18 protein-coding genes are annotated in these 24,496 nt (G+C 44.0%); 10 read left to right on the top strand and 8 right to left on the bottom strand.

The annotated features are described in order from the left end of the window. Positions 1-60: 60 nt before the first annotated feature. The 5 genes from GTQ48_RS15355 to GTQ48_RS15335 form a co-directional block, all read right to left on the bottom strand. The gene (locus tag GTQ48_RS15355; protein ID WP_163107451.1) at positions 61-1,155 is read right to left on the bottom strand and encodes a response regulator; all 1,095 of its coding nucleotides are present in this window, start codon (positions 1,153-1,155) and stop codon (positions 61-63) included. Next, positions 1,145-3,757, bottom strand: a complete 2,613-nt coding sequence (locus tag GTQ48_RS15350; RefSeq protein WP_163107450.1) for a hybrid sensor histidine kinase/response regulator — start codon at positions 3,755-3,757, stop codon at positions 1,145-1,147. The genes GTQ48_RS15355 and GTQ48_RS15350 overlap by 11 nt, the downstream gene beginning before the upstream one ends. Then, positions 3,754-4,926, bottom strand: a complete 1,173-nt coding sequence (locus GTQ48_RS15345) for an FIST signal transduction protein (RefSeq protein WP_163107449.1) — start codon at positions 4,924-4,926, stop codon at positions 3,754-3,756. The genes GTQ48_RS15350 and GTQ48_RS15345 overlap by 4 nt, the downstream gene beginning before the upstream one ends. A 299-nt stretch (positions 4,927-5,225) precedes the next feature. Further along, positions 5,226-6,797: an AMP-binding protein gene (locus GTQ48_RS15340; RefSeq protein WP_163107448.1), complete on the bottom strand. Its 1,572-nt coding sequence runs from the start codon at positions 6,795-6,797 to the stop codon at positions 5,226-5,228. Between the two features lie 138 nt (positions 6,798-6,935). Next, complete coding sequence (locus tag GTQ48_RS15335) at positions 6,936-7,409, bottom strand: hypothetical protein (protein ID WP_239060154.1); 474 nt, start codon at positions 7,407-7,409, stop codon at positions 6,936-6,938. 89 nt (positions 7,410-7,498) lie between these two features. Between GTQ48_RS15335 and GTQ48_RS15330 the strand changes: the two genes are divergently transcribed. The 4 genes from GTQ48_RS15330 (at position 7,499) to GTQ48_RS15315 (ending at position 14,517) form a co-directional block, all read left to right on the top strand. Further along, positions 7,499-8,701 (top strand): PQQ-dependent sugar dehydrogenase, encoded by a 1,203-nt coding sequence (locus tag GTQ48_RS15330; RefSeq protein WP_163107447.1) that lies wholly within the window; start codon positions 7,499-7,501, stop codon positions 8,699-8,701. A 449-nt stretch (positions 8,702-9,150) separates the two neighbouring features. Next, positions 9,151-11,961, top strand: coding sequence for a bifunctional aconitate hydratase 2/2-methylisocitrate dehydratase (locus GTQ48_RS15325; RefSeq protein WP_163107446.1), 2,811 nt, complete (start codon positions 9,151-9,153; stop codon positions 11,959-11,961). A 252-nt stretch (positions 11,962-12,213) separates the two neighbouring features. Continuing rightward, complete coding sequence (locus GTQ48_RS15320) at positions 12,214-13,971, top strand: ATP-binding protein (protein ID WP_163107445.1); 1,758 nt, start codon at positions 12,214-12,216, stop codon at positions 13,969-13,971. Between the two features lie 141 nt (positions 13,972-14,112). Then, positions 14,113-14,517: a hypothetical protein gene (locus GTQ48_RS15315; RefSeq protein ID WP_163107444.1), complete on the top strand. Its 405-nt coding sequence runs from the start codon at positions 14,113-14,115 to the stop codon at positions 14,515-14,517. A 76-nt stretch (positions 14,518-14,593) separates the two neighbouring features. On the opposite strand, the gene GTQ48_RS15310 is transcribed toward GTQ48_RS15315, so the two are convergent. Further along, positions 14,594-15,436, bottom strand: coding sequence for a DUF4198 domain-containing protein (locus GTQ48_RS15310; RefSeq protein WP_163107443.1), 843 nt, complete (start codon positions 15,434-15,436; stop codon positions 14,594-14,596). A 237-nt stretch (positions 15,437-15,673) separates the two neighbouring features. Here GTQ48_RS15310 and GTQ48_RS15305 point away from each other — a divergent pair, with 237 nt between their 5' ends. The 5 genes from GTQ48_RS15305 (at position 15,674) to lysC (ending at position 21,418) form a co-directional block, all read left to right on the top strand. Further along, positions 15,674-16,630, top strand: a complete 957-nt coding sequence (locus GTQ48_RS15305; RefSeq protein WP_163107442.1) for a DNA ligase — start codon at positions 15,674-15,676, stop codon at positions 16,628-16,630. Between the two features lie 158 nt (positions 16,631-16,788). Further along, positions 16,789-18,222 carry a membrane-bound lytic murein transglycosylase MltF gene (gene mltF / locus GTQ48_RS15300; protein WP_203565262.1) on the top strand — a complete coding sequence of 478 codons (1,434 nt, stop codon included), beginning with the start codon at positions 16,789-16,791 and terminating at the stop codon, positions 18,220-18,222. Positions 18,223-18,419: 197 nt separating this feature from the next. Beyond that, positions 18,420-19,166 (top strand): ABC transporter substrate-binding protein, encoded by a 747-nt coding sequence (locus tag GTQ48_RS15295; protein ID WP_163107441.1) that lies wholly within the window; start codon positions 18,420-18,422, stop codon positions 19,164-19,166. 386 nt (positions 19,167-19,552) lie between these two features. Beyond that, positions 19,553-20,005, top strand: a complete 453-nt coding sequence (locus GTQ48_RS15290; RefSeq protein ID WP_163107440.1) for a DUF192 domain-containing protein — start codon at positions 19,553-19,555, stop codon at positions 20,003-20,005. A 63-nt stretch (positions 20,006-20,068) separates the two neighbouring features. Next, positions 20,069-21,418, top strand: a complete 1,350-nt coding sequence (gene lysC / locus GTQ48_RS15285) for a lysine-sensitive aspartokinase 3 (protein ID WP_163107439.1) — start codon at positions 20,069-20,071, stop codon at positions 21,416-21,418. Positions 21,419-21,614: 196 nt separating this feature from the next. Here the strand turns inward: lysC and GTQ48_RS15280 are convergent, their stop codons facing one another. Further along, a complete protein-coding gene (locus GTQ48_RS15280) occupies positions 21,615-22,196 on the bottom strand; it encodes an SOUL family heme-binding protein (protein ID WP_163107438.1) in 582 nt (193 codons plus the stop codon). Between GTQ48_RS15280 and GTQ48_RS15275 the strand changes: the two genes are divergently transcribed. Continuing rightward, positions 22,195-22,395, top strand: a complete 201-nt coding sequence (locus GTQ48_RS15275; RefSeq protein WP_163107437.1) for a hypothetical protein — start codon at positions 22,195-22,197, stop codon at positions 22,393-22,395. The genes GTQ48_RS15280 and GTQ48_RS15275 overlap by 2 nt on opposite strands. 66 nt (positions 22,396-22,461) lie before the next feature. Here the strand turns inward: GTQ48_RS15275 and GTQ48_RS15270 are convergent, their stop codons facing one another. After that, positions 22,462-24,486, bottom strand: a complete 2,025-nt coding sequence (locus tag GTQ48_RS15270; protein ID WP_163107436.1) for a HAMP domain-containing methyl-accepting chemotaxis protein — start codon at positions 24,484-24,486, stop codon at positions 22,462-22,464. Between the last annotated feature and the right edge of the window lie 10 nt (positions 24,487-24,496).

Raw genomic sequence — 24,496 nt, 5'->3', positions numbered from 1 at the left:
TCCACATAGATAGTTACCCACTCGCCCTTCTGAGTGAGCAATTATCTATGCGCACTGGTATTAGTATTGTTCGTCGGGTAAAAAACTAGCGACCGATGGCATTATGCCTCTGGCTTCAAGACTGTTCCAATAGGCTTTGGTTTTGAGTAGATCTTCTTGTATATCCAAAAATACGTCTACCAAGTTGGGGTCGAAGTGCTTACCGGACTCTTTAAGAATATAATCAAATGCTTCTTCATTAGCCCAAGCCTCCTTGTAGGGACGCTTCATGGTAAGTGCATCAAACACATCAGCAATAGCGACTATTCTTGCGCTAAGTGGAATATCGGTTCCTTTAAGACCATTTGGGTAACCAGAGCCGTCCCATTTTTCATGGTGACACAACGCAATTTCAGCGGCCATATCAAACAGTGGGGTCTTGCTTTGGGAAAGTATCTTATGACCTATTGCAGCATGGGTTTTCATGATGCTCATTTCATCAACGTGAAGCTTTCTAGGCGCCTTTAATATGTTATCGGGAATGCCGATTTTTCCTGTATCGTGCATGGGCGCAGCCTGAGCGAGCAGGTTTGCACGGTCATAGTCCCATCCACTGGCTAGCGCTAGACATTTACTGTACGCGGCCATGCGCCATATATGATGGCCTGTGTCGTTATCGTTGTAATGCCCCGCAGCGGCAAGCATAGTAATAGCGCTTTGCTGACTAAGCTGTAAGTCGGCAGTGCGTTGTTTTACTAACTCCTCTGTCGTTCGCATTTGATGGGCGAGGGAGATATGCGTTTTTACTCTGGCTAGGGTGATACTGGGGGAAATGGGTTTGGTAATATAATCGATTGCGCCTAATGCGAAGCCTCTTTCTTCATCCGCCGCTTGAATCAGTGCCGTGACGAAAATAACGGGTATGTCTAATAATCGCTTATCTGATTTAAGTCTTCGACACACCTCGAAACCATCCATTTCAGGCATCATGACATCAAGTAAAATAAGATCTGGTGTGTATTTTTGTACAATTTTTAGTGCAATCTTCCCTGATGGAGCCACTTTTATATCGTAAAAAGCACCCAAGATCCCGCTAAGTAAATCTATATTCGCAGGCTCGTCGTCAACTACGAGTACGCTAAATTGCTTTTTGGTTACCTGCAAATTACTTCTCATTACTTAGTCTTTCCAATAGTTGATCTGAAAACTCAAGTGCGTGTTCAAAATCGTACACAGAGCAAAGTTGCTGAATATTTTCGATATAATCGAGGTATTCACTATCGCGGTACTCTCTGCGTATCTCTTCAATTTGCGATATTGCTTGAGCGTCAAACGATTCCAGCAATAGTATAAGTTCTTGCATACTCTCTATCAGTGGTTGCTTTGTTTCTTTTGATGACGTTACCGCCGGAACCCTTGCCTCAACTTCAAGAGTGTGGACGATAAGACGAAGGGTGGCGTCGAGGTGTTGAGATAGGGTGACAATGGCATGCTTGATACCTTCTTGCGACTCAAAGTGTTTATTGAGTAGCTCAACTAAGTAACGATGTAGCGAAAAAGCACCGATTCGTTTTGTATCATCTAGCATTTGGCTTATCAGCGGCGAGCCCGCCGGAATGGTGTTTTCTGAACTCTCAGCAATATCGAGCAACGCCGTTATTATGGAAGGATGCTTGTAGGCGTCATAAAAACTAACTAACGATGCTAAAAAAACATTGTCAGCGGGCGGTGCTTTAATTTCTATGTATCCCGAGTGAATATGTTTATCGATGGCATGGATAATGAAATCTGCTATAGCAGGCTTCACTAGGTATTGGCACATCCCAGATTCGAAGGCCTTCTCTCTCGCTGCTACCGATTCATCGGTACTTAGCGCGATAATAGGAGCCGACCACCCGTCCTTCATGGAAAGTCTATTAGCAACCTCTTGTCCCGACTTATCAGGTAAGTGGCAATCTAGCAATATGGCATCAAAGTCATTGTCATTACACACAGCAAGGGCTTGTTCCCCGGTTAATGCAGAGGTTACTTTCATACCAATGTTTCGCAGTATTTGCTGACTTATTTCAATGCTTATCGTGTCATCGTCAACAATAAGAACATGTTTGCCGGTAAGACGCCTCTTGCGCCACTTGTTAGTTTCTAAACCATCGTGATTAAGGTTTATCTTATGATCATTTGACGGAGAAAAAGTGGCTAGAAGGTCTAAATCTGTAAAAGGGAGTTCAATGACATCAATGTTTTCAATATGGACGTTTTTGAGCTTATTCAGCACGTTCACTTTTGCACGAGAGCTAATTATTGTGCATAAATTTAGGTGTGTAAATTCACCCATACTCAGTTGAGTGATAAAGCGTTGCCATGCGTCATTGCCGTCAGGTAAAAAAATCACCGATGTATCTGCGCTTTCTGGAAGAGTATCTTGAGTGTTGTCTATAATTTCACAATCGATGTGTAGGCGATGCAGCGTCTGTTTTAAGATTTCGCATCCTTGGGTGACAGACTGGCAACTTTTGATGCATAACACTTTTTTAGGGTATGCTTTTGAGGCAAGATTTGAATCAAGGTTTGAAGCTAAGCCTAAAGCTAAATCGGGAACAGGTATAGATGTTTGAGCATTGATTAGGGATGAAGTGATAGTTTCTCTGATAAGAGGCAAAGTAAAATAGAACTCGCTGCCTTTTCCCTCTTCGCTAGTAAAATCTAGCTGGCCGCCCATGTGCTCAACAAGACTTTTGCAAATTGTAAGCCCTAACCCCGTTCCTCCAAATTGTCGCGAAATAGACGTGTCGGCCTGCACAAACGCGTCAAACAACTTAGCCTTACTATGCTCGTTAATTCCCATGCCGGTATCAGAAACACTAAAGAGCACCTCTTCAGCCAGTGCTGATATGGTCATAACTATTGTGCCTGTACTAGTGAACTTCACAGCATTGCTTAACAGATTAAGCAATACCTGATAAATCTTCTCACTATCTCCTCTGAACAGCTGGTGTGGGTCTATACGTATATCGAACAGCAATTGAAGGTGTTTTTCGCTCGCCTTAATCTGGAATACATGAGCCAGTTTTTCTATCGTATCGGTCAGTGAAAAAGTGTCATTGGCAACGTCAATTTTACCTGCTTCAACCTTCGATAAGTCTAATATATTGTTGATGAGGTCGAGTAAGTAAGCCGCATTCTTTTTTACCTTTTCTAGATAAGCCTGTTTGTGTTCTGCATCTTCAGTATCAAGTGCCAAATGAGTGAGGCCGATGACAGCATTCATAGGCGTCCTTATTTCATGGCTGACAGTGGCTAAAAACTCACTTTTTGCCTTATTTGCACTTTCTGCATCGTCCAGTGCGCGCTGCACTTTTTTTTCCACTGCTTTTTGTTCATTCGTCAGCTCAAGCATCATTTCTGATAGCGTGGAAATGTTGGCAAGATTATCTTTGATGGGAGGCTTGTTCTGATCGACTAATAGTAAGTTCACAGAAGAGCGCAGTGTATCCACCACTCTCTGTTGTACTACTAGCTCATTGCGTATTTGTTCGTTTGCGGCGAAAAGTTCCTTTGAGCTAAGTGCTAAACTGCGCTCGCGCAGCGTGATATCACGCTCGTGAAACTGATAGGAATCGTCAACTCGCTTGATAAGGTGTTTTAACCCCCGTTGTAACGCATGTTGAGACATTTCACTGGTATGTGTGTCATCTAAAGACGATAGCCATTGCTCAAGCTGTTCGGTGGTTTTCAATCCGAATGCTTTTCTCAGCTGCCGAGTGAGCAATGAGTTCAAGAGGTGGCTTCCTGAATTAGCGTCATCGACATGGTTTGATTATATAGCTTGCTATCAGACTGATTATTAAAAGGGCAAATTTCGCCGTAGGAATAAAAACCGGCAATGCAGGTATTCGGCGGTAAAAGCTCCTGAACACACTCCAGCTCCTCTTCAACGCGGTCGCCCATCACCAACTTTCTGCCTACACAGCTGGTAACTAGTGCCACGCTAAGTGTTTGCTGAGAACTTGGGGCTGTCAGGGCGTTTGACACGGCTAGTTGTGCGCCATCAATCAAGTTGTCAGTAGAAGCGTGCATAAGCCTTACGTACTGCATTTCTTTAACATCTCCGGCGAGTATTAAACTGCCATCTTCCTCATTAATGCCAAGTATGGTGCGGATAAGGCCAGTGCCTTTTTGATCTTCGCCGATAACTTCTAATGGGAACAGCAAACCATTCGCAGGCAAGTCTGCGGCATACTCACCCAGATACTCTTTATAGATGGCTAAAGCTGGCGCATTGTCCAATTCGTAGAGGACATTTTCTTTGGCTTTTGTGACGCTGCGAGAAGGGCCAAAAGAGCGCCACCCCCCTGATGCGCCATAGCCAAAAGATAGGTTGTCGCCATAAAAGCATACCGCCACCACGGTATCCTCGTGTATCCCTTGAGGACTAATAATATAGGTCTTTTCAAAAGAGGCGTTATCGCCAGCGAGTCCTCCACTAATTTTTACATCACAGGAAAGTGAATGGGCTAGCCCGTGAATAAGTGCCGAGCCATTAATGGCAAGCCCTGGTGCGAGTGTATAAATACCCTTTAAACCTACCGGTTCAATGTGTTGTCCGAGCTTTGCTCCAGTATCAAAGGAATTTTGCATATTCGTAAGCGTTGAGGTGTGAATTTTTACTGAACTACCGTATTCAAATTTCATAGCAATCATAACGATAGTGTCGTTTGAAACTTGGTCAGAATTAATTTCTCCTGCCGTACTACACCCCACAATGTTAGCGGTAATCTGGCTCAGATTATCAATAATCTCGCTAAAGCGTTTTGTAGAGCGTGATTCATTTTTGAAAAATGCCGGTGCGGCATAGAAAATAATCAAGGAGGGATTGAACTGTTTTAGCGCACACTGTTGAATGTTTATTTCTTCAAACGATTCAAAGGTAAACGACGTGGAAAGCATGGGCGTTAATCTACTATATTATCGATTGTTTATTTATAGTAATAAATGACTCATGCAGCAACTTATTACCGCTGATTGTCTCGTTTTTAATACTATTTACCTATATCAACTCTCCATGATATGAAGTGTTTGATTTCGGCTGCTTAAGTTTAGAGGTGTTATAGAGTGGTGCAGTAGGGAAGGTGGACTGGGTTAACACGGCATGCCTCTGAAGTCGTCAGCGACATGCCATTGTTCAAGGTAGAGTGAACCTTGATTGTTCAAAACCGACTTAGCATTGGTTTATCTATTTTTGTTGACTAACCTTTGTCTCTTAGTTCGCGACGAAGAATTTTACCTACAGTCGACTTAGGAAGTTCCTCTAAAATCTCAATAGACTTAGGTACCTTGTAGTTAGTGAGCTGCTCTTTACAAAAGGCGGTAACGTCTTCCACTTTGATATCACTACTCACGGCAATAAAGGCGCAAACTCGTTCACCTGTTTTTTCATCTGGCTTGCCAACTACTGCGGCTTCCATGACGTCGGGGTGGGAGGTGAGAATTTCCTCTATTTCATTAGGATAAACATTAAAGCCAGAAACGATGATCATGTCTTTAAGTCGGTCGACTATTTTTATTGCGCCTGACTCAGTGCGTACGCCAATATCGCCGGTTTTAAAGAAGTTGTCTTCGGTCATTACTTTTGCAGTTTCGTCATCGCGCTGCCAATACCCAAGCATAACCTGTGGTCCTCTTACTGCGATTTGGCCTGACTCTCCATCGCCAACAGGTTTATCATAACTGTCGAGCAGCGCGACTTCAGTATCTTCAAGCTCATGCCCGACGGTGCCAATTTCTTCTTTCCCAGGGATATTAAACGATACCACTGGTGCAGTTTCAGATAGGCCGTATCCTTCAGTGATGGTATTACCGGTAACCCCCTTCCAAATAGACACTGCGGCTTGGGTTAATGCAGTGCCACCTGACATTGTTAGGTGTAGTTTTGAGAAGTCGAGTTTGGCAAATTCAGGGTGACGACCTAACCCAACAAATAACGTATTAATACCGGCAAAAGCAGTGATGGAGTGTGGCTTGAGCGTTTGAATGAAGCCGTCGATATCTCTTGGGTTCGGGATAAGTACAATTTGACTGCCTTTTGAAAACAGCGCCATCATGCACACCGTAAAGGCGTATATATGGTAAAGCGGCAGGGGGCATACTACGACTTCTTGGCCGTCTTTAAACTGCTGACCTATTCTGTCAAGCATTTGGATGCAGTTGGCTAGCACGTTATTGTGACTCAGTGCCGCCCCTTTACTTACACCCGTAGTTCCGCCGGTATATTGCAACATGGCCAATTCTTCTTTTTCTACCGCTGGGCGTTTGAACTCTGCAGTTTTAGCGCCAGTTTCGACGGCGCTTGATAGTGATACTGTGCCTTCAATAGAAGGTGCCGAGCTCGGGTCTAGCAGTTCGGTGGCAGACGTTGTAATGACAGTGCGAATAGTGGTGTCACTTTTAATTGCGTCATACTTAGGGAGTAAGTCACTAAGGATGATAAGTGCAGTGGCACCGCTGTCTGTAAACTGATGCTTCATTTCGCGTTCAGTGTAGAGCGGGTTGGTATTTACCACCACAAGGCCAGCACGAAGGGCTGCATATACCGCAATAGGGTTTTGTATGAGGTTTGGAAGCTGAATAGCCACACGGGAGCCAGGTTCAAGCTTGGCCTCATTAACAAGGTAACGGGCAAGTGCGGATGATTTCTCATCAATCTCGCTAAACGTAAGGGTTTGCCCCAATGCAGTATATGCGGGTCTATCAGCAAACTTCGTTAATACACTTTCGATATAATCAGCTAAGCAGGTGACGTTTTCTGGATAAGTTATCATATTGCTTGTTCCTAGTAGGGCGCGGTTATTCAATAATAGCGTAACATTAGCAAAGTTAACTTTTCATTTACATCTTTGTTGGTTTATAAATTATTATAACCAAAAGTAATGTTAATGGTTGTGAACTATCACCGTGAGTTAGCGTAAACGGCCGTAGACAATGCCAGATACAAAGCCAGCAATACATTGAGCTGCAATGCCGAGGTGACTTCTAGCGCCCGCTATAAGTGTCACATCTAAAATAGGTTGCATAGCCGCTAGCATGACTAAAAAGCCGATAGCGCCTGCGGCGCCAAAAATGCCTGCGGCGCTAAAAGTGCTCGCGGCGCCATTTTTTGTCAAAGTGAGAGCGCGCTTTTCAAGGAGGCTGTTAAGTCTACTCGCGATGAAAAAACTGAGCGTGAGTGTCACTGCAATAATGGCACCGTAGGTTGGTAGTAAACCAGACAGGTCCTCCAGCACCATAGTGAGCCACTTGGAAACTGGAATATTGATGTCAAGTGCCGCCAACTCAAACAGAACAAAGTGAGAGTGTAATACGCTTGCGAAAACAAAAGCGATAATCCAAGCAGGTGTAAAACGAAAAAAAGTATGTCGTAAAAAGGCGAGCATAAAGCACCACATTGAGCGTGTATAAATTTAGCGTATGAAACGGGTATACCATGATAGTGTTATTAAAGAAACCAATCTCGAGAGTGAATATGAAGATAACGAGCGCACTGATTGTAACCAGTGCAATGCTGATAGCGTGCTTGTCTATAAGCATAAAGGCCCAAGAAGCCATATCAGAAAAGCCACAGTCAAAGGAGTCATTGCTAAAGGAGCCAGTGTCAAAAGAGGCAGTGTCAAAAGAGCCATTGCTCAAAGAGAGCCAATATTCAACAAATGTAGTCATCGATGGGCTTTCCTTTCCCAAGTCTATTGAAGTACTGCCAAGTGGGGTTATCCTTGTTACTCAACGTGACGGACAGTTAGCAATTATCAATGAATCAAATGCGCAATATAGGGTAAAGGTTAATCTTCCGGGCCTCTATACCAAAGGACAAGGAGGCTGGTTAGATGTTATCCCTGCTGACGATTTTGATACCTCATCGACGCTGTTGTTATCTTACTCAAAAGGGACGGACTCAGAGAATAAACTCGTGGTGGTATCTGGCCAATTTTCCTCAGCATTCGGCGTCACGAATATTCAGCCAGTGTTTGAAATTAATACGGTCAGAGATACCCCAGTGCACTACGGCGCTAAATTGCTAAGTTTAGGTAATGAGGAATACCTGCTGACCTCTGGAGATGGCTTTGACTATCGTGAGCAGGCGCAGGTAGTAAGTTCACACCTTGGAAAAGTACTAGGCTTTACTATCACCGGTGAGCCACTCGCTAATGCGCCTTTCCCTGAGAGCCCGTATGTTTACACCCTAGGGCATCGAAACCCTCAAGGCCTTGTTATCACCAGTAGTGGCGAAATTTTACTTAACGAGCACGGGCCAGATGGTGGCGACGAAATTAATAGAATTACTCGTGGTGATAACTACGGTTGGCCTGTGGTTACTCTAGGCGTTGATTATTCAGGTGCGCAAATCTCCCCCTTTAATCACTACGAAGGCATGGTAAACCCGTTGCTTGATTGGACACCGTCAATAGCGCCCTCATCAATGGCTATTTATAACGATGACGGATTTACGGCTTTAAAAAACACAGCGATTGTTACAGCACTTAAAACAAAGCGCGTATACGCGGTGCCATTAAAAAATCTAAGAGACGGCAGTATTGTAAAGGGCGCGAAGTTGCTATTAGATAAAATAGACACTCGCTTGCGAGATGTGGCAATCGATAAAAACGGCGACATTTTACTGCTTACCGATGGGGAGAAAGGGAAAGTCATTAGAATTTCGCCTGTAAACTAGCGCGTGTTGATTTTTTGTTGTTCAGCAAAGGTCAACACGCCCTGACATTGATTAACAAAGCCCAATTAACACCTCATTGATGTGCTCTGTGTATTATTTAAACTGGTACAACCATAACCAGCAAAAATGTCTGACATAAATGCAACACCATTGCTTATTTAGTGCGTGAGAATGGATTGAGGGGTTTATGCACAAAGTGATACGCTTATTTTTCACAAGTGCATGAATAATATGGGGTAAATTTAGGTTTTCCCATCTGTGGTAAATCGTTAGCGCGGTTGCGGTTAGTGTTAATGTTAGCGAAACACGGCAGCTGGCTTCACGGGCTGATTTACTTCAAAGATTACGTAACGAGCAAAAATCAGTTAAAATAAGCACCAATTTTATATGCGTATAGCTAAGACCGACTTAACACTACGCCCACGTAAAACTATGACCGAGAGAACCCTATGAGTTTGTATTCAGAATATCTGGCAGAAATCGAGACCCGTAAAGCGGAATTAGGTCTACACCCTAAGCCCATTGATAGTGCTGATTTACTATCAGAAATCATTGCTCAAATTAGAGACACAAGTAATGAGCATCGCGAAGATTCTCTTAAGTTCTTCATCTACAATACCTTGCCAGGCACGACGAGTGCTGCTGGCGTAAAAGCGACTTTCCTGAAGGAAATTGTACTTGGCGAAGAAAAGGTTGATGAAATCACGCCTGAGTTTGCATTAGAACTTCTTTCTCATATGAAAGGCGGCCCGTCTGTTGAAGTGCTTCTTGATTTGGCACTTTCAGACAACGAAGCGGTTGCGAAACCAGCTGCTGAAGTAGTGAAAACACAGGTTTACCTTTACGAAGCTGATACAGAGCGTTTAGAAGCGTCGTTCAACGCAGGCAATGCAATAGCAAAAGACATTCTAGAGAGCTACGCAAAAGCAGAGTTCTTTACTAAGTTACCTGACGTACCAGAGAAAATTGATGTAGTGACATATATTGCTGCAGAAGGTGATATCTCTACTGATTTACTATCTCCAGGCAACCAAGCTCATTCTCGCGCAGACCGTGAACTACACGGCCAGTGCATGATCACGCCTAAAGCGCAGCAAGAAATTGTTGAGCTAGGTAAAAAGCACCCTAACGCTAAAGTAATGCTTATTGCTGAAAAAGGCACCATGGGCGTAGGTTCTTCACGTATGTCTGGTGTGAACAACGTTGCACTGTGGGCCGGTGAGGCAGCAAGCCCTTACATTCCATTTGTGAACAAAGCGCCAGTAGTTGCAGGTACCAACGGTATCGCGCCTATCTTCTTAACGACCGTAGACGTTACCGGCGGCATTGGTTTAGACCTTAAAAACTGGGTTAAAAAGACGGATGCTAACGGTGAAGTGGTTCGCGATGCTAACGGCGACCCAGTGTTAGAAGAAGCATATTCTGTTGCTACAGGCACCGTGCTTACCATCGACACTAAAGCGAAGAAACTGTTTAACGGCTCAGAAGAACTTGCTGATATATCAAGCGCTTTCACTCCGCAAAAAATGGAGTTTATGAAAGCCGGTGGTTCTTACGCGGTAACGTTTGGTAAGCAGTTACAAACTTTTGCTGCAAAAGTGTTAGGTACAGACGTACCTGAAGTTTATGCACGTTCAAAAGAAGTATCTGTAGCGAACCAAGGTCTAACAGCTGTTGAAAAAATCTTTAACCGCAATGCGGTAGGCGTTAAGTCTGAGACTCCGCTTCACGCTGGCTCAGACGTTCGCGTTAAAGTAAACATTGTAGGCTCACAAGATACAACCGGCCCGATGACATGCCAAGAGCTAGAATCGATGGCAGCATCAACTATTTCTCCGCTTGTAGACGGTGCATACCAGTCTGGCTGTCACACAGCTTCGGTATGGGATAAGAAAGCCCAAGCTAATATTCCTAAGCTTATGTCTTTCATGAATAACTTTGGCGTAATCACGGCACGTGACCCTAAAGGGGTTTACCATGCAATGACTGACGTTATTCACAAAGTATTGAACGATATTACCGTTGACGATCGCGCTATTATCATTGGTGGTGACTCACATACTCGTATGTCTAAAGGCGTCGCGTTCGGTGCTGACTCGGGTACGGTAGCGGTAGCGCTTGCGACAGGTGAAGCGGCGATGCCAATTCCAGAGTCGGTAAAAGTGACGTTCAAAGGTGGAATGAAGAGCCACATGGACTTCCGCGATGTTGTTCACGCAACGCAAGCGCAAATGCTTAAGCAATTTGGCGGTGAGAATGTGTTCCAAGGTCGTGTTATTGAAGTGCAAATTGGTACTTTGCTTGCTGACCAAGCGTTCACGTTTACCGACTGGACGGCTGAGATGAAAGCGAAAGCGTCAATCTGTATCTCAAATGATGAGACGATGATTGCGTCACTTGAGCTTGCTAAAACACGCATCAAGATCATGATCGACAAGGGCATGGACAACGATGCGAACATGCTTCAGGGTCTTATCGACCTTGCTGATAAGCGTATTGCTGAAATCAAGTCAGGCGAAGAGCCGGCTCTTGCACCCGATGATAACGCAAAATACTACGCAGAAGTGGTTGTTGATTTAGACCAAATCGACGAGCCAATGATTGCTGATCCAGACGTGAATAACGATGACGTTTCTAAGCGTTATACCCATGATGTTATTCGCCCTGTGTCTTTCTACGATGGTAAAACCGTTGATTTAGCCTTTGTTGGTTCTTGTATGGTTCACAAAGGTGACATGCAGATTATCGCTCAAATGCTTCGCAATTTAGAAAAGCAAAATGGCAGTGTGTCGTTCAACGTACCGCTTGTTGTTGCACCACCAACATACAACATTGTTGATGAGCTAAAAGCGGAAGGCGATTGGGATATCCTTACCAAGTACGCTGGTTTTGAGTTTAACGACGATAAGCCAAAAGAGTCTGCGCGTACTAAGTATGACAACATCATGTACTTAGAGCGTCCAGGGTGTAACCTTTGTATGGGTAACCAAGAGAAAGCAGAACCTGGTGATACGGTTATTGCTACCTCTACGCGCTTGTTCCAAGGTCGTGTTGTTGCTGACTCTAACGAGAAGAAAGGTGAGTCACTGCTTGGTTCAACACCATTAGTGGTGCTATCTGCTGTGCTAGGTCGCTTCCCAACTATGGACGAGTACAAAGCGGCGGTTGAAGGTATTAACCTTACAGACTTCGCGCCACCTGCTGAAGATATGGCCGTTGCGCCTAAATTCACGCCAGACGTAGCGATTCAAAACGTTTAATTTAAACGCCTGATTTTTGGCGTAAAGCAACGTTTTATTGAAACCAAGCTTAACCCTTAGAAGCCCCGACATTAGTTGGGGCTTTTTTTTTGCACGCTCTTAGGTATATGTCCGGTCAAATAACATTTTTAGTATCCAAGAAGCTTCTGTTCGTGACTTACGGCTAATTTACATGTTGTGCATATAGCCTATACTCAAGCCTTGAAAAATATTTAAACGTTTAAGCATTTAAGAATTGTAAAGTGGAATTCAATGGCAAAGGCCTCTCTAGACAAATCACTTGCGGATAAGATACCTGCCAATATTAAGGGGTCTGAAACTTCCGCCGAAATAATCAGGAAGTCACTTCGAAGAGGAGGCTTTCAATTAATGGCATTCTTTTCGGCCATTATTATTGTCGTTATTGTGCTCGCGCGTCCTGACAATGTTGTTATCGCGCTTTGTATCGGTATTTGGTCTTTAGTTACTTCCTGCGCTGCACTGTATTTTCAAAGCAGCAGTGCTTCAATCGCTAAGATGTGGGCATTAGCTACGTGTCCTGCAGCTCCTATCATAATAGTGGTCAACGGAATTTTGCCTGCATCCCTGATACCATTAATGGCTGTGTTTCCCATCGTGTTTCTTACTGGGCGGTGGAGACTCGGCTCTATGGCTATAATTGCAGGCAGTACTTTTTTGGTACCGTTTTACGATGGAGCGTACGATCACGGAATGTGGGTAAGGTTATGCATTACAAATGTTGTGGTATCAATACTTATCTATCAGTTGGTGAGCCGGTTGGAAGCTGCGTTAATTGAAAGTAATGCCAAAACAATAAAACTTAACCACGCTCTTGCGCAAGAGCGAAAGGCATCTGCAGCACAGGCTCGCTTTTTAGCCACTATGTCCCACGAAATACGCACTCCCTTAAATGGAATTCTTGGGCTTACTGACGTTGTGTTATCTAAAGAGATTAGCGAAAGCGCTAGGCCAAATCTAGAGCGAATTCAACAGTCAGGGATATCGTTAAATCGTATATTAAACGATGTATTGGATGTCTCGAAACTCAATGCGGGAAAGCTTTCTTTAGAATCAGCGCCGTTTGATTTAGTTTCCACAGTGCAATCCTGTGTATCGTTTTATTATCAACTTGCGCAAAACAAAAATATAGCCCTTAACTCAAGTATTGCTGATGACGTTAGTGCCAACGTATTCGGCGACGCAGTTCGCTTATCGCAGATACTGAATAACCTAATTAGTAACGCCATCAAGTTTACGCAACAGGGCAGTGTATCGTTAGTGGTTGAGCGTGTTACTGCTTCATCCCGTGAGCAAGCCATAAAGTTCTCTGTCATCGATACTGGAGAAGGAATTAAGCAGTCTGAGCAAGTTGATATTTTTGGTGCGTTCACTCAAGCAAATAGCAGTATAAATCGCACTCATGGCGGAACAGGCTTAGGCCTTCAAATTGTCAAAAGTTTGGTAGAAGCAATGGGCGGTTATGTCTCTGTAAACAGCGAAGTTGGTAAAGGCAGCACTTTCAGCTTTGAACTAGCATTCACGCTGGCAAAAAAAGAGGTAGACACAGCTATTGAGCCAGCAGCAGAGCCAACAACAGAATCCAGCCACAGTACCCAACTTATCGACCAAGAAAAAAGTTTAGTAGATATGAGTCGAGGCTCGGTGTTAGTGGTAGATGACAATGAGATCAACCGAGTGGTAGCGCAGTCCTTGTTAGAAGATTTAGGTGTAAGCGTTACGCTTGCTAGCAGTGGAGGAGAGGCTTTATTACTTGCATCTCAGAAGGCATTTGACCTTATTCTAATGGATTTACAAATGCCAGAAATGACGGGGGCTGAAACGACATTAGAATTGCGTAATAAAGGTGTAAATACCCCTATTGTGGCATTCACAGCATCGGTAGTGTCAGATGAAATCGACAAGGCGCTATCCTCGGGAATGAGTAGCTATATAACAAAGCCCGTGGACAGCAAAAAACTGTCTACAGTAATCGAGGGCCATCTTGGCTGAAAGTGTGTCCTGTTGAAAAGCAGCCTTTGTTTAGGTGATTCGTTAAAAATTGACTAGTTTAAGTTAAACATTAGGGCGTTGATTTATTTCACGCTTTCTATCGACTATGATTGCAATGGAAATGAACGACAAAGGTTGGCGATGCATAAAAAACTAAGCACCTTATCAATAAGTTATAACGATGGAGTAATAACTAGTAAGCTGTATGGCGTTTTTAATGGGCGTAGTGCTGAAGAGTATCGAGAGCGCCTTTTTAAGCTAGTCATGGGTTCAAACATGAAACCTTTCGCTTTGCTCGTAGATATAAGCGAGGTTGAAGGGGCAACGCCTGACGCGTTCGATATGGTAAAACACATTGTAAATCGCCTACCTGAAATGGGACTAATAGCCAAGGCGTATGTATATAAAGGCCCTGTTATCCGCGGAATGATGTTTCAAAGAATCCCTGAATTAAAACATATGGACTATTTGTTTTTCACCGATTTTGATGAAGCGTCACAATGGCTATTCAGTGAATACAAACAAAAGCTATCTGCATCACCCTAACTAGGGCAGGTTGTGGTTTGCTCTCCGCCACTCAAATCGAGATGGCGGATTGAAGCGTCAGCGCACTGTCGTTGCATTATTTTTCGCGGTTTACTGTAAACGTAAGACTTGAAAAATACGTTTCAAAGTCAGCTTTGATATTACTTTGAAGTGGCACTCCCCACACGCAATTTAGCTTAACTGCGCCAGAGGCTTTGAATGTAAATGTAGCCTGTCCATTCTCATCAGTGAGGAATGATTGGGTTTCGTGAGTTGCATTTTTAAGGGGAACTGAATCTATTAATGCATCTTGTAAAGGCTTGCCTTTGAAAAGCACTTGAACGGTGAGGCTGTTATCTTCGCCTAATGTGAAAGGGTGGCTAAGGGGGACAATTTCTAGTGTATGACCAATAGGCTTGGTAACGTTGTCGGTAAGTGTTTCTCCCACTTGTACAATCGCTTTTGCTTTTCGGGAGTACAGTTCTTCTCCGTCGTAGCCTTCAAGGCCCTTGTCTTTTCTATACTCAACGACTTCTTTAAGCCCTTCCTTTTTAGCGTAGTCGTTAAATTTGTCTGCTTTTAGCACGCTTGTACTGTGATAGCTTTCAAAGCCGATAATATAACTGCCTGCTTGCAGCGTAGAGGTTTTAGCCACCCCCGGTAGTAAACTAGACTTGGGAATAATGCCTGCTGCCATATCCTCAACACCTGTTGAGGTGTAGTTGCGAAGAGCCACTATTTTATCCCACGTTAAATTCCAGCTATCAATGTCTTCTTTATGACCTACTTTAAACTGCACTGCTACTGGTGATGCCTCCTCAAAATGAAACTGCGTCGGCTCAAGCCAAAAGTCATGGGCCAATGAAAAGGGCGCGTAGGCTGCTACCGCGAGCGCCGTTAGGCTTTCAATAAGTGCTTTTTGTATTGTTAGTGCTTTCATATATTCATATCCATTTTCGTTTTAATAGCTCACCAATAAAAGACGGTTCCACAGAAACATACATGTTTTAGTACAGCACAACACCCCCAATATTATATCCCTTAACCTTACCTTAATTCTATTCACTCATTTCTGCAAAACTTAGCCCAACAGGCAGAACCCACCTGAAGCACAGTATATTTAATAACTGATATCAATACGCTTAACCTGACTAAACAGTTTTTTAAGGAGTGGGGTGTGAGCACAAGTAAACGGAGTAATGGACGGGCATTTATGCCATGCAAATTTGAATGGCAATTACTATTAGCATGGGCATTAGGGATACTGGTATGGATAGCAGCAGTCACAACCGTAAGTGCCGAGACGCTCGGTGATGTTCATCAGCGAGCACCTACACAGACGGCAAACTTATACACCGCGTCTCACCATACTATGGCACTTAGCGATTATTTGATAAGTGAAAAACTTGATGGCATTCGAGCAAGATGGACGGGAACAGAGCTTCTCACTCGAAAGGGCAATATTATTCATGCCCCAAAATGGTTTACGCGGGCTTGGCCAAACACTACGCTAGATGGCGAGCTGTGGCTTGCTCGAGGTAAGTTTGAAGATACAGCGTCTATTGTGCTTACTGACATTCCTGACGAGCGCTGGGAGAAAATAAAATTTATGGTGTTTGATATGCCGCTGCTCATGCAGCCTTTTGAACAAAGAGCAAAAGAGATAAAGCGACTTACTGACACAGTAACCAGCCCAGCGCTACTCGCAATGCCTCAATTTGTGCTGCACACCCATGAAGCCTTACAAGCAAAGTTAAACAGTGTGGTAGATGCTGGCGGGGAGGGGCTTATGCTTCACCATCGCCAGGCTCGATATGTTGATGGTCGCAGCGCCCATTTACTCAAGCTTAAGCGCCATCAAGATAGCGAGGCAAAGGTTATTGCCCATATTAAGGGAAAGGGCAAATTTAAAACCATGATGGGCTCGTTGTTAGTAGAGCGGGCCGATGGCGTTCAATTTAAACTTGGTAGCGGATTTTCAAACAGCGAGCGGCGGCACCCGCCAGAGATTGGTGAGTGGGTTACGTATAAATTTTATGGGTATACCAATTCGGGAAAGCCTCGTTTTGCCAGCTTTATGCATATTCGCCCTGAAAAAGATTTGCCAGAAGCGTCAACGGCTAATGTTAACTAGGGCGTGTTGTTGAAAGGTTGTGTGTAGTGAACGCGTATATTGCCGCTAAATTGCAAAATAGAGATATGTGCTATACGGTTGTATTTCTTAATTAGCGCCTTGCTTAAAGTGATAACGTTGCTTTTGAGGCTTAAGACAGGATAGATAAGGTAGTCGCAATGCAGTCTTTATGGAAAATGTTGTTCTTTATTGTAATCGTTTTTTCACTTGCCGCATGTGATAAGTCACCGAATGGCAGTCAGGAAAATGATTCTGCTGTTACTGCTGAACAAAAGACGGGAAACAAGCCCGCAAATTCGGATAGCGCATCAAGTGAACTCATCTCACAAATTAAGGCGTCAGGCGTCTTAAAAGTGATTACTCGAAATGCTCCCACCACATACTTTATAAGCCGAGATATTCAGCCTAAAGGGCCAGAATTTGATATGGCCGAAGCGTTTGCCTCTCACTTAGGTGTTGAGCTAGAGATAATTGAAAAACCCTCTATTCAAGCCGTGATAGCAGCGTTGAGAAACAAAGAAGGGCATATTGCTGCGGCGGGACTCACTCAAACAAAAGCAAGAGCAAAGGAGTTTGTGTTTGGGCCTAACTATCAAGATATTACACAGCAGGTGGTTTGCCGGCGAGATAATGTCCAGCCAGAAACCATAGATGAGCTAATAGGGCTTAACATAATGGTGGCCGAGGGCACGGCCTACAGTGAGCGACTTAAAGAGTTACAAGAACAATACCCAACGCTTAGCTGGGTGGAGAGCTCAGAATTATCCACCGAGCAAATTCTTTACAAGGTATGGCAGAGGGAAATTGATTGTAGTGTAGCCGACTCTAATATTGTCGATCTTAACCGCCGGTACTTCCCAGAGTTAATCGCTCCTTTTAACCTTGCCAGAAGCGAAAATTTAGCATGGATGTTACATAAAGCTAGTACAGGGCTCAGTGCTGAACTCAATAACTGGTATCTCGAATACGAGAAAAGCGGTCGTTTAGAGAGCATGTTAGACCAATACTACGGTTTTTTTGAGGTGTTCGACTATGTGGATACGCGTACGTTTATTCGCCGAGTTGAAAAGCGGTTTCCAGAATATACCCAGTATTTCAGCGACGCTGCAGCAAAGTATGACTTACCCTTTCACTTACTAGCGGCACAAGCGTATCAGGAATCCCATTGGTTAGCGGATGCAATAAGCCCCACAGGTGTGCGCGGTATAATGATGCTGACACAACAAACAGCTAAAGAAGTAGGGGTTAATAACAGGCTAGATCCTAAGCAAAGTATATTTGGTGGCGCGCGCTACCTTGCTAAAATCAGAACCCACCGATTTGTCGACGAAGTGGAAGAACCTGACCGCACCTGGCTTGCGCTAGCTGCGTATAACGTAGGCCGTGCCCATCTACACGATGCGCAAACTTTGGCGCGCAAACTTAATTTGAACCCCCATAAATGGGCCGATATGAAGCAAGTATTGCCCTTACTTAGCGAAAAGCGATATTACAAAGATTTACGCTATGGCTACGCCCGTGGTACTGAGCCTGTAAGGTACGTGCAGCGAATTCGTGAGTATCAGCATATTATAGAAAATGAGCTGCAGTAATGGATGAAAAATACATCGATAATTTCAAGACCATCAACCTCCTAAAAGTCTGAAATGGGTAAATCGCACTCACACCATTACTTACTCTTAGGGTGTATGAGTTGTGGTAGTGAGAAATTAATGTCACTTTTCCTTCAGAGCTATCATTTTTGCGATAGACTAATATTTCTTGATGTTGTTAGTGGAAAGGTTTGGCTGTGCGTTTTTTGTTTTTTATAATTTTCGTCTTAATGTTCTTACTCCCCTGTGGAGCCTCTGATTCAGAGAGAATTATTGATGTTTCGGTTTACAACGTTCCTGGCCTTCTTGAAAAACGCTCAGATGATGTGCCATACAGTAAATTGATCAAGTTAATTACAAAGCAAATGCCCGCAACCACTGAATTTCATTTTTCACATGCTTTAAGAGCTGTGTCTCGGTTCAATGATAGAAAAAGCGATTGCCTGTTTCCTGGAAGTAAAAACCTTTATCAGCACAGCGAACGCGTTATTGAAAGTAAGCCTCTATATATTGCTAGAGCCTATTTCTTTGGGCTCGAATTATTAAGTGCTGATATTATCCTTCATCCCTCAGCCAAAAAAATGCGGATTGGCTTTCGTCATGGAAATACGTTCGGTGGCAAGATCGAAACACTTTCCCATCACACACTTATTCCATTGCAGGGCGGTTCTGAAATCCATGAAATGATTCTTAGGGGGCGCATAGATGCTTTCTTAGACTATATTCCAGATGCTCTTCCCCTTTTGCAACTTGTTAAAAGTGAACCACTGCAATATGACGATACATCATTTTTTTATGAGCAAAATGACAGTCTCCTATGTCACGACAGCTCTGAGTTACGACGTTATATAATCCAATTTAACCAACAAGTTGATATTCTAGAGGATAGTGGAGTGTTGCAAGCTATCCTCGATTCTATGGACGGAGTCGATAAAGTCCCATAGACAAAATAATAAAGATCAAAACGGTAAGCGCAGATAGTGGCATACCTTTTTATGTGTCTGTGATAATAAGGACACTTTGAAAAACATTAATTTGTATGCACGGCGGCATCATTGGATGTTACTAAGATTAATGTATAAACTATTTCACAAGTTATAAGGGCGAGATAACCTTTTTTGTATGAGTTTTTGGTTTGCGTTTTTTCACCATGCCCTTTTCAGGCAGCGCCTGAGAGCTATTAATCTTGCCAGGTGGTTTTGCCTTAACCCGCTGCGACAGCCACTATCTGCCTTGTCTAAACAGCACACAAACCACTGCGGGAATGTACAGTGAAGGCCAACACGAACCAGTCGACATTGTCGTCTTTTTAACCCTATAGGAAAATCTAATGAACAAGCTTCTCTTTGTATTAATGGTTATTTGCTTATCGGCTGGTTGCGTGCAGGCGCAGGTGGACCCCGTTGCTAAAATGAACGAAGTCAGTTTTGATCGTATCTCAATTACCATGGGTGATAAAAAATACGACGTTCAGTACGCAAAAACCTTTGAGCAGCGTGCTCAGGGGCTTATGTTTAGAAAAGAATTATGTGAAGATTGTGGAATGTTTTTCACCTTTGATTCCGCGAAGTACGCGGGTATGTGGATGAAGAACACTTTTATACCCTTAGACGTAGCATTTATCGACAGAAACGGTGTCATTACTGATATAAAACCTTTGATGCCTCATAGCCTAGAATCTGTAGGCTCATCGAAAAAGGTACTGTACGCACTGGAAATGAACCAAGGGTGGTTTGCCAATCACAACGTGAAGGTTGGAGACCAAATAACAATTCATCGTTAAGCTGCGCTATATCAATGCGCAGTACGCCAGTGAAAAACTGGTGCTAATCTGGAGTTAAATAAAGTGACAAATGCCTTATCGATAGCTAAGTTCGGCGGAACCAGTGTTGCCAATTATACTGTAATGCAAAACTGTGCTCGAATTGTTGCCGGTAATAAGAATACGCGTATCGTTGTGGTAAGCGCATCAGCGGGCGTAACTAACCACTTGGTTAGCTTGGCTCATACCCCTATGACGCAGCAGCAGATAGATGAAACATGCCAAGCTATTACTGACATCGAGCTTGCCATACTCGACAAGTTACAAGACAAACCGTCGGTAGAAACTAAGCTTAATGATCTTCTAGAGGAAGTCCGCGCTTTAGCGTTTCACGAAGAAATTTTGCATCGCAATGACTTAAAAGACCAGTTGCTTTCAATGGGCGAGCGAATGTCTTCTCTTATGTTTTCATCGGTACTTGCTGAGCAAGGCGTGAAGACGATAAATTTTGACGTGAGAAAAGTCCTGCGCACGGACAGTGAGTTTGGAGAAGCGGCGCCACACATTGAGCAAATTGCCACCTTGGCAGAGCAGCTGCTTGCACCTGAAATTGAAAACGCCATTGTGGTAACACAGGGTTTTGTCGGTGCAGACGAAAATGGCAACACCACTACGCTTGGGCGAGGTGGTTCTGACTTTACCGCTGCGCTTCTTGCAGAAGCTATGAATGCCGAAGCGTGTGAGATATGGACCGACGTTATTGGTGTATACACCACAGATCCCCGCATAACCGATACCGCACGACCACTGCCTGAGTTGAGCTTTGAAGAAGCGGCTGAAATGGCCACGTTTGGTGCTAAGGTACTTCACCCTGCCACAATGGAACCGGCGCTGCGCAAAAACATTAAGGTGTTTGTAGGTTCAAGCAAAGAGCCTGAGAAAGGCGGTACTTGGATTGTTCGCGACTGCGAATTTGAGCCGCCTTACCGAGCGATTACACGCCGTAAAGAGCAAGTGATGGTGACGGTGAAAACACCTAAGATGATGTACGCTCAGGGCTTCCTGCAGCAGGTGTTTGCTATTATTGCCAAGCATAAGTTAAGTGTTGATTTGGTGACGACATCTGAAATTTCTGTGTCATTTACATTAGATAATCCGGCTAACTCTGTTGCTCAACGTCTTAATAAAGAGACCATTGCTGAATTAGAAACAATTTGTGACGTTACCGTTGAGAAGGGTTACGACTTGGTCACAGTGGTAGGTAATAACATGCAAACAGCGGTGGGCGTCTCTAGTAAAATTTTAGCTGCGGTATCAGATTTTAACCTACGCATGATTTGCTTTGGCGCGAACCCGCATAATTTATCGTTTTTGGTTAACGAAACGAATAGTGATGATGTGGTGAGAAAGCTTCATAAAGCGCTGTTTGAATAGCATTATCGCGTAGAGTGAGTACTCACTGGTTGCTTTGTATTTATGGGTAAAAATTTATGGGTAAAAGCTTATGGGGAAAAACTTATAGGTAAAAGCTTGTAGCTAAAAGCGAGTAGTTAGAAATACACATCAAAACGGCCCTTTTCGGGCCGTTTTTTATTTCTCTACGGTCATGCAGAGCGCTACTTACACTGCTTTATTTTACCGGAATAATGACCTCGTGACGCTTATTCCACGGTAGGGTAAAAGGGGAGTCGTAGCCTAGGTAACTTGGTTTGCCGGCAATGTCATAACCCTGTTCTTTAAGTGTTCGCAATAGTGTTTCGGCATACGCCTGTCGCTTATCGTCATTGTTAAATCCGGAATAGCGAATTACTGCCACTTTCCTTGCCGGAACTTCAACTAATGATACTGCAGGGTGTGAGGGGACGGGCGCGTTATCCACGTTGTATTGACTTGGCAGAAAAAACATCATGGTGTTTTTTGAGGTAACCTCAACAGGCGACGTCATGGCAATTTTTGCACTTGCTACCTGTTCGTTACCCACTTCTACCGGTGATGTCATCGCAATTTCACTGCGTGCTTTGTTTTCGCCAGAGATGTAATTAAATAAAAGCCTAAATGCGCCATTGTCGCTGTTACCTTTCGACATTACCGCAAGAGAAGCAGGGTACTCTCTCACTTCAATTTCCTCTGCAAGAGAGTCAATCGTTTTGTAGGTGATGGTTTCGCTGTCTTTATAATAGGTTTTATCTGCACGGGCGGAGAAGCTAGACATGAGTAATCCACAAAGTAAGGTAAGCGCTAAAAGTTTCACTGTGATGCTACACGTTAGTAATATTTGCGATTCATACGCGGTTGCATCGATATTTGGTCACATAGCTGCGCAGATGGAGATGGGCATGTATATTTTGTTGGCGATTGGAGAGATGGCGATAAAGATGAGCGATGTAGGCAGTCGAATGTCGAAAAAGTGACTAATAATAAAAAGCCCCGTATTAACAAGGTTAATACGGGGCTTTTTCGCATCGATAGAAGGTAATCTACACCTTAAATTGGCGAATAGACTGCTGAAGTTCATCAGCTAGCCTTGCAACTTCATGGCTTGAATCAGACGTTTGCTGAGCACCTGCGGTAGTCTCTTCAGCAATACCTACAATCGTTTCAAGCTTCTGACTGATTTCTTGTGAAACCGTATTTTGCTCACGGGCAGACTGCTCAATTTGAGAGCTGACATCATGGGCTTTATGAACTGCGTCAGAGATAATATCAAGGGCTTGTGTTGCTTTCTCAGTTTGCGATACGCAGGCCGCAGTTTGCTCTTTACCTTGATTCATTACAGCTACTGCGCGCTCAGCACCTGCCTGCAGTACTTCAATCATGGCATTGATTTCCTGCGTAGATTGCTGCGTACGGCTTGCCAAGGTTCTTACTTCGTCGGCAACCACCGCGAAACCTCTACCTTGCTCACCAGCACGAGCGGCCTCAATGGCAGCGTTTAGTGCAAGCAGGTTAGTTTGGTCTGCAACACCACGAATCACATCGAGAATACCGCCAATGCTCGCGCTATCTTGATGTAGTTTGTTAATAACGTCGGCAGCGTCTTGAACGTCTTTCGCCAATATCTCAATGGTGTTTTTGTTTTCAAGGGAAATTGAGCGAACGTTTTCTGCCTCTTTGTCAGCATGACGAATTTGGCTAAGTGTATCTTCAGCGCTCTGCACAACTAGCTGAGACGTTGAATGCATCTCTGTGGTGGCAGTAGCGACTTGACCAATTTGAGACTTCTGATCTTGAATAGAGTGAGTTGTTTGCGCAGTAACGGCCGAGGTTTGTTCCGATGCAGCGGCTAATTGCTCTGCTCGAACGTTAATACCAGTGATAAGCTCTTTTAAATTGCCGATAAGCGTGTTGCAGTTTCTTGCTAGTAAACCAAATTCATCCTGAGCAGAATCATCAAGACGATGAGTAAGATCACCTGAGGACGCCACGGTAAGTAGCTCGTTTACTCGGCTTAGCGGAAGCGTAATAGCGCGAACCGTGATGTAACCGATAAATGCAGCGACGGCGATTGACGCAAGTACAACAACAATAACGAACGTGTTACCCGTAGTGATGGCTGAGTTTACTTGTGTTTCTATATCGCTGGCTTTCTTGTCAGCTAAGGTCAATAAACGGCCTAGCTCCAACGTACCTTGGTTTATGTTAGCGTCAGAGGCGTTCAGCGCTTGCTCTGCGTCATTACGACGTTCAAGTCTGTCTACGTGAAGCTGCATCACACCATCACTCGCCTTAATGGCGTTAATGGCGTCGTTGACTAGATCGTTTATATCATCAAGGGTTCCAGAATCGTCGCGGCCATCTGCCGCTGCGTTCATTTCACTTAACTGAGTAACCACCTTGTCGACAACTAAATCAACTTCATTACCCAGTGTTTGAGAGCGTTGTAGTGTCTGCGTTTTAATGTATTCATAAGATACAGTGAGCAAAGACAGAAGAGAGGTCTCAAGTTCGCTACCAATTTCAGATGCACGGCGCAGCTCAGGAATACGCTGAACCGAGTCTAAATCAGAAAAATCGAGAAGGTAGGTTGAGGCGTCATCAGCATTATCTTCTGCGTCACCTAAACGGTCAGCGATGGTGTTGCGCAAATCAAGATACTGTTTATGATTGGCATACATAGCATCTACGTTCTTGGTGTAGGCTTCATAGGCGTCGCGAACTGAATTAAGAGAACCCTGTAGCTCAGCATCTTTGCTGACAGCTTTTGCTAGCTGGTTGTACTCAGAGTCAAAGGTATCTTGCGCGGCATTAAAAGAATTACGCTTTTCAGAAAGACCTGATAGCTCTTCTTCTATATAACTTTCGAAGGTAAGTCGGCCCATATTCAGGAAGCTCGCTTTAAGCGCATTGCTTCCCGCAACACTCGGCAAAGCGACGTCGTTAACTTCTTCAGTTGCTGAACCAATGGAGTTGAGGTTAACGAGGGATACAATACTCACAACAATGAGCAGCGCACTTATCGCTACAAATCCACCAATGACGCGAGTGGCTACGGTTATTTTCATCGGAACTCCT

This window comes from Alteromonas genovensis (assembly GCF_010500895.1).
GTDB lineage: Bacteria > Pseudomonadota > Gammaproteobacteria > Enterobacterales > Alteromonadaceae > Alteromonas > Alteromonas genovensis.
The sequence above is the reverse complement of the archived record's forward strand: the minus strand, read 5'-3'. Positions and strand labels throughout refer to the sequence as shown.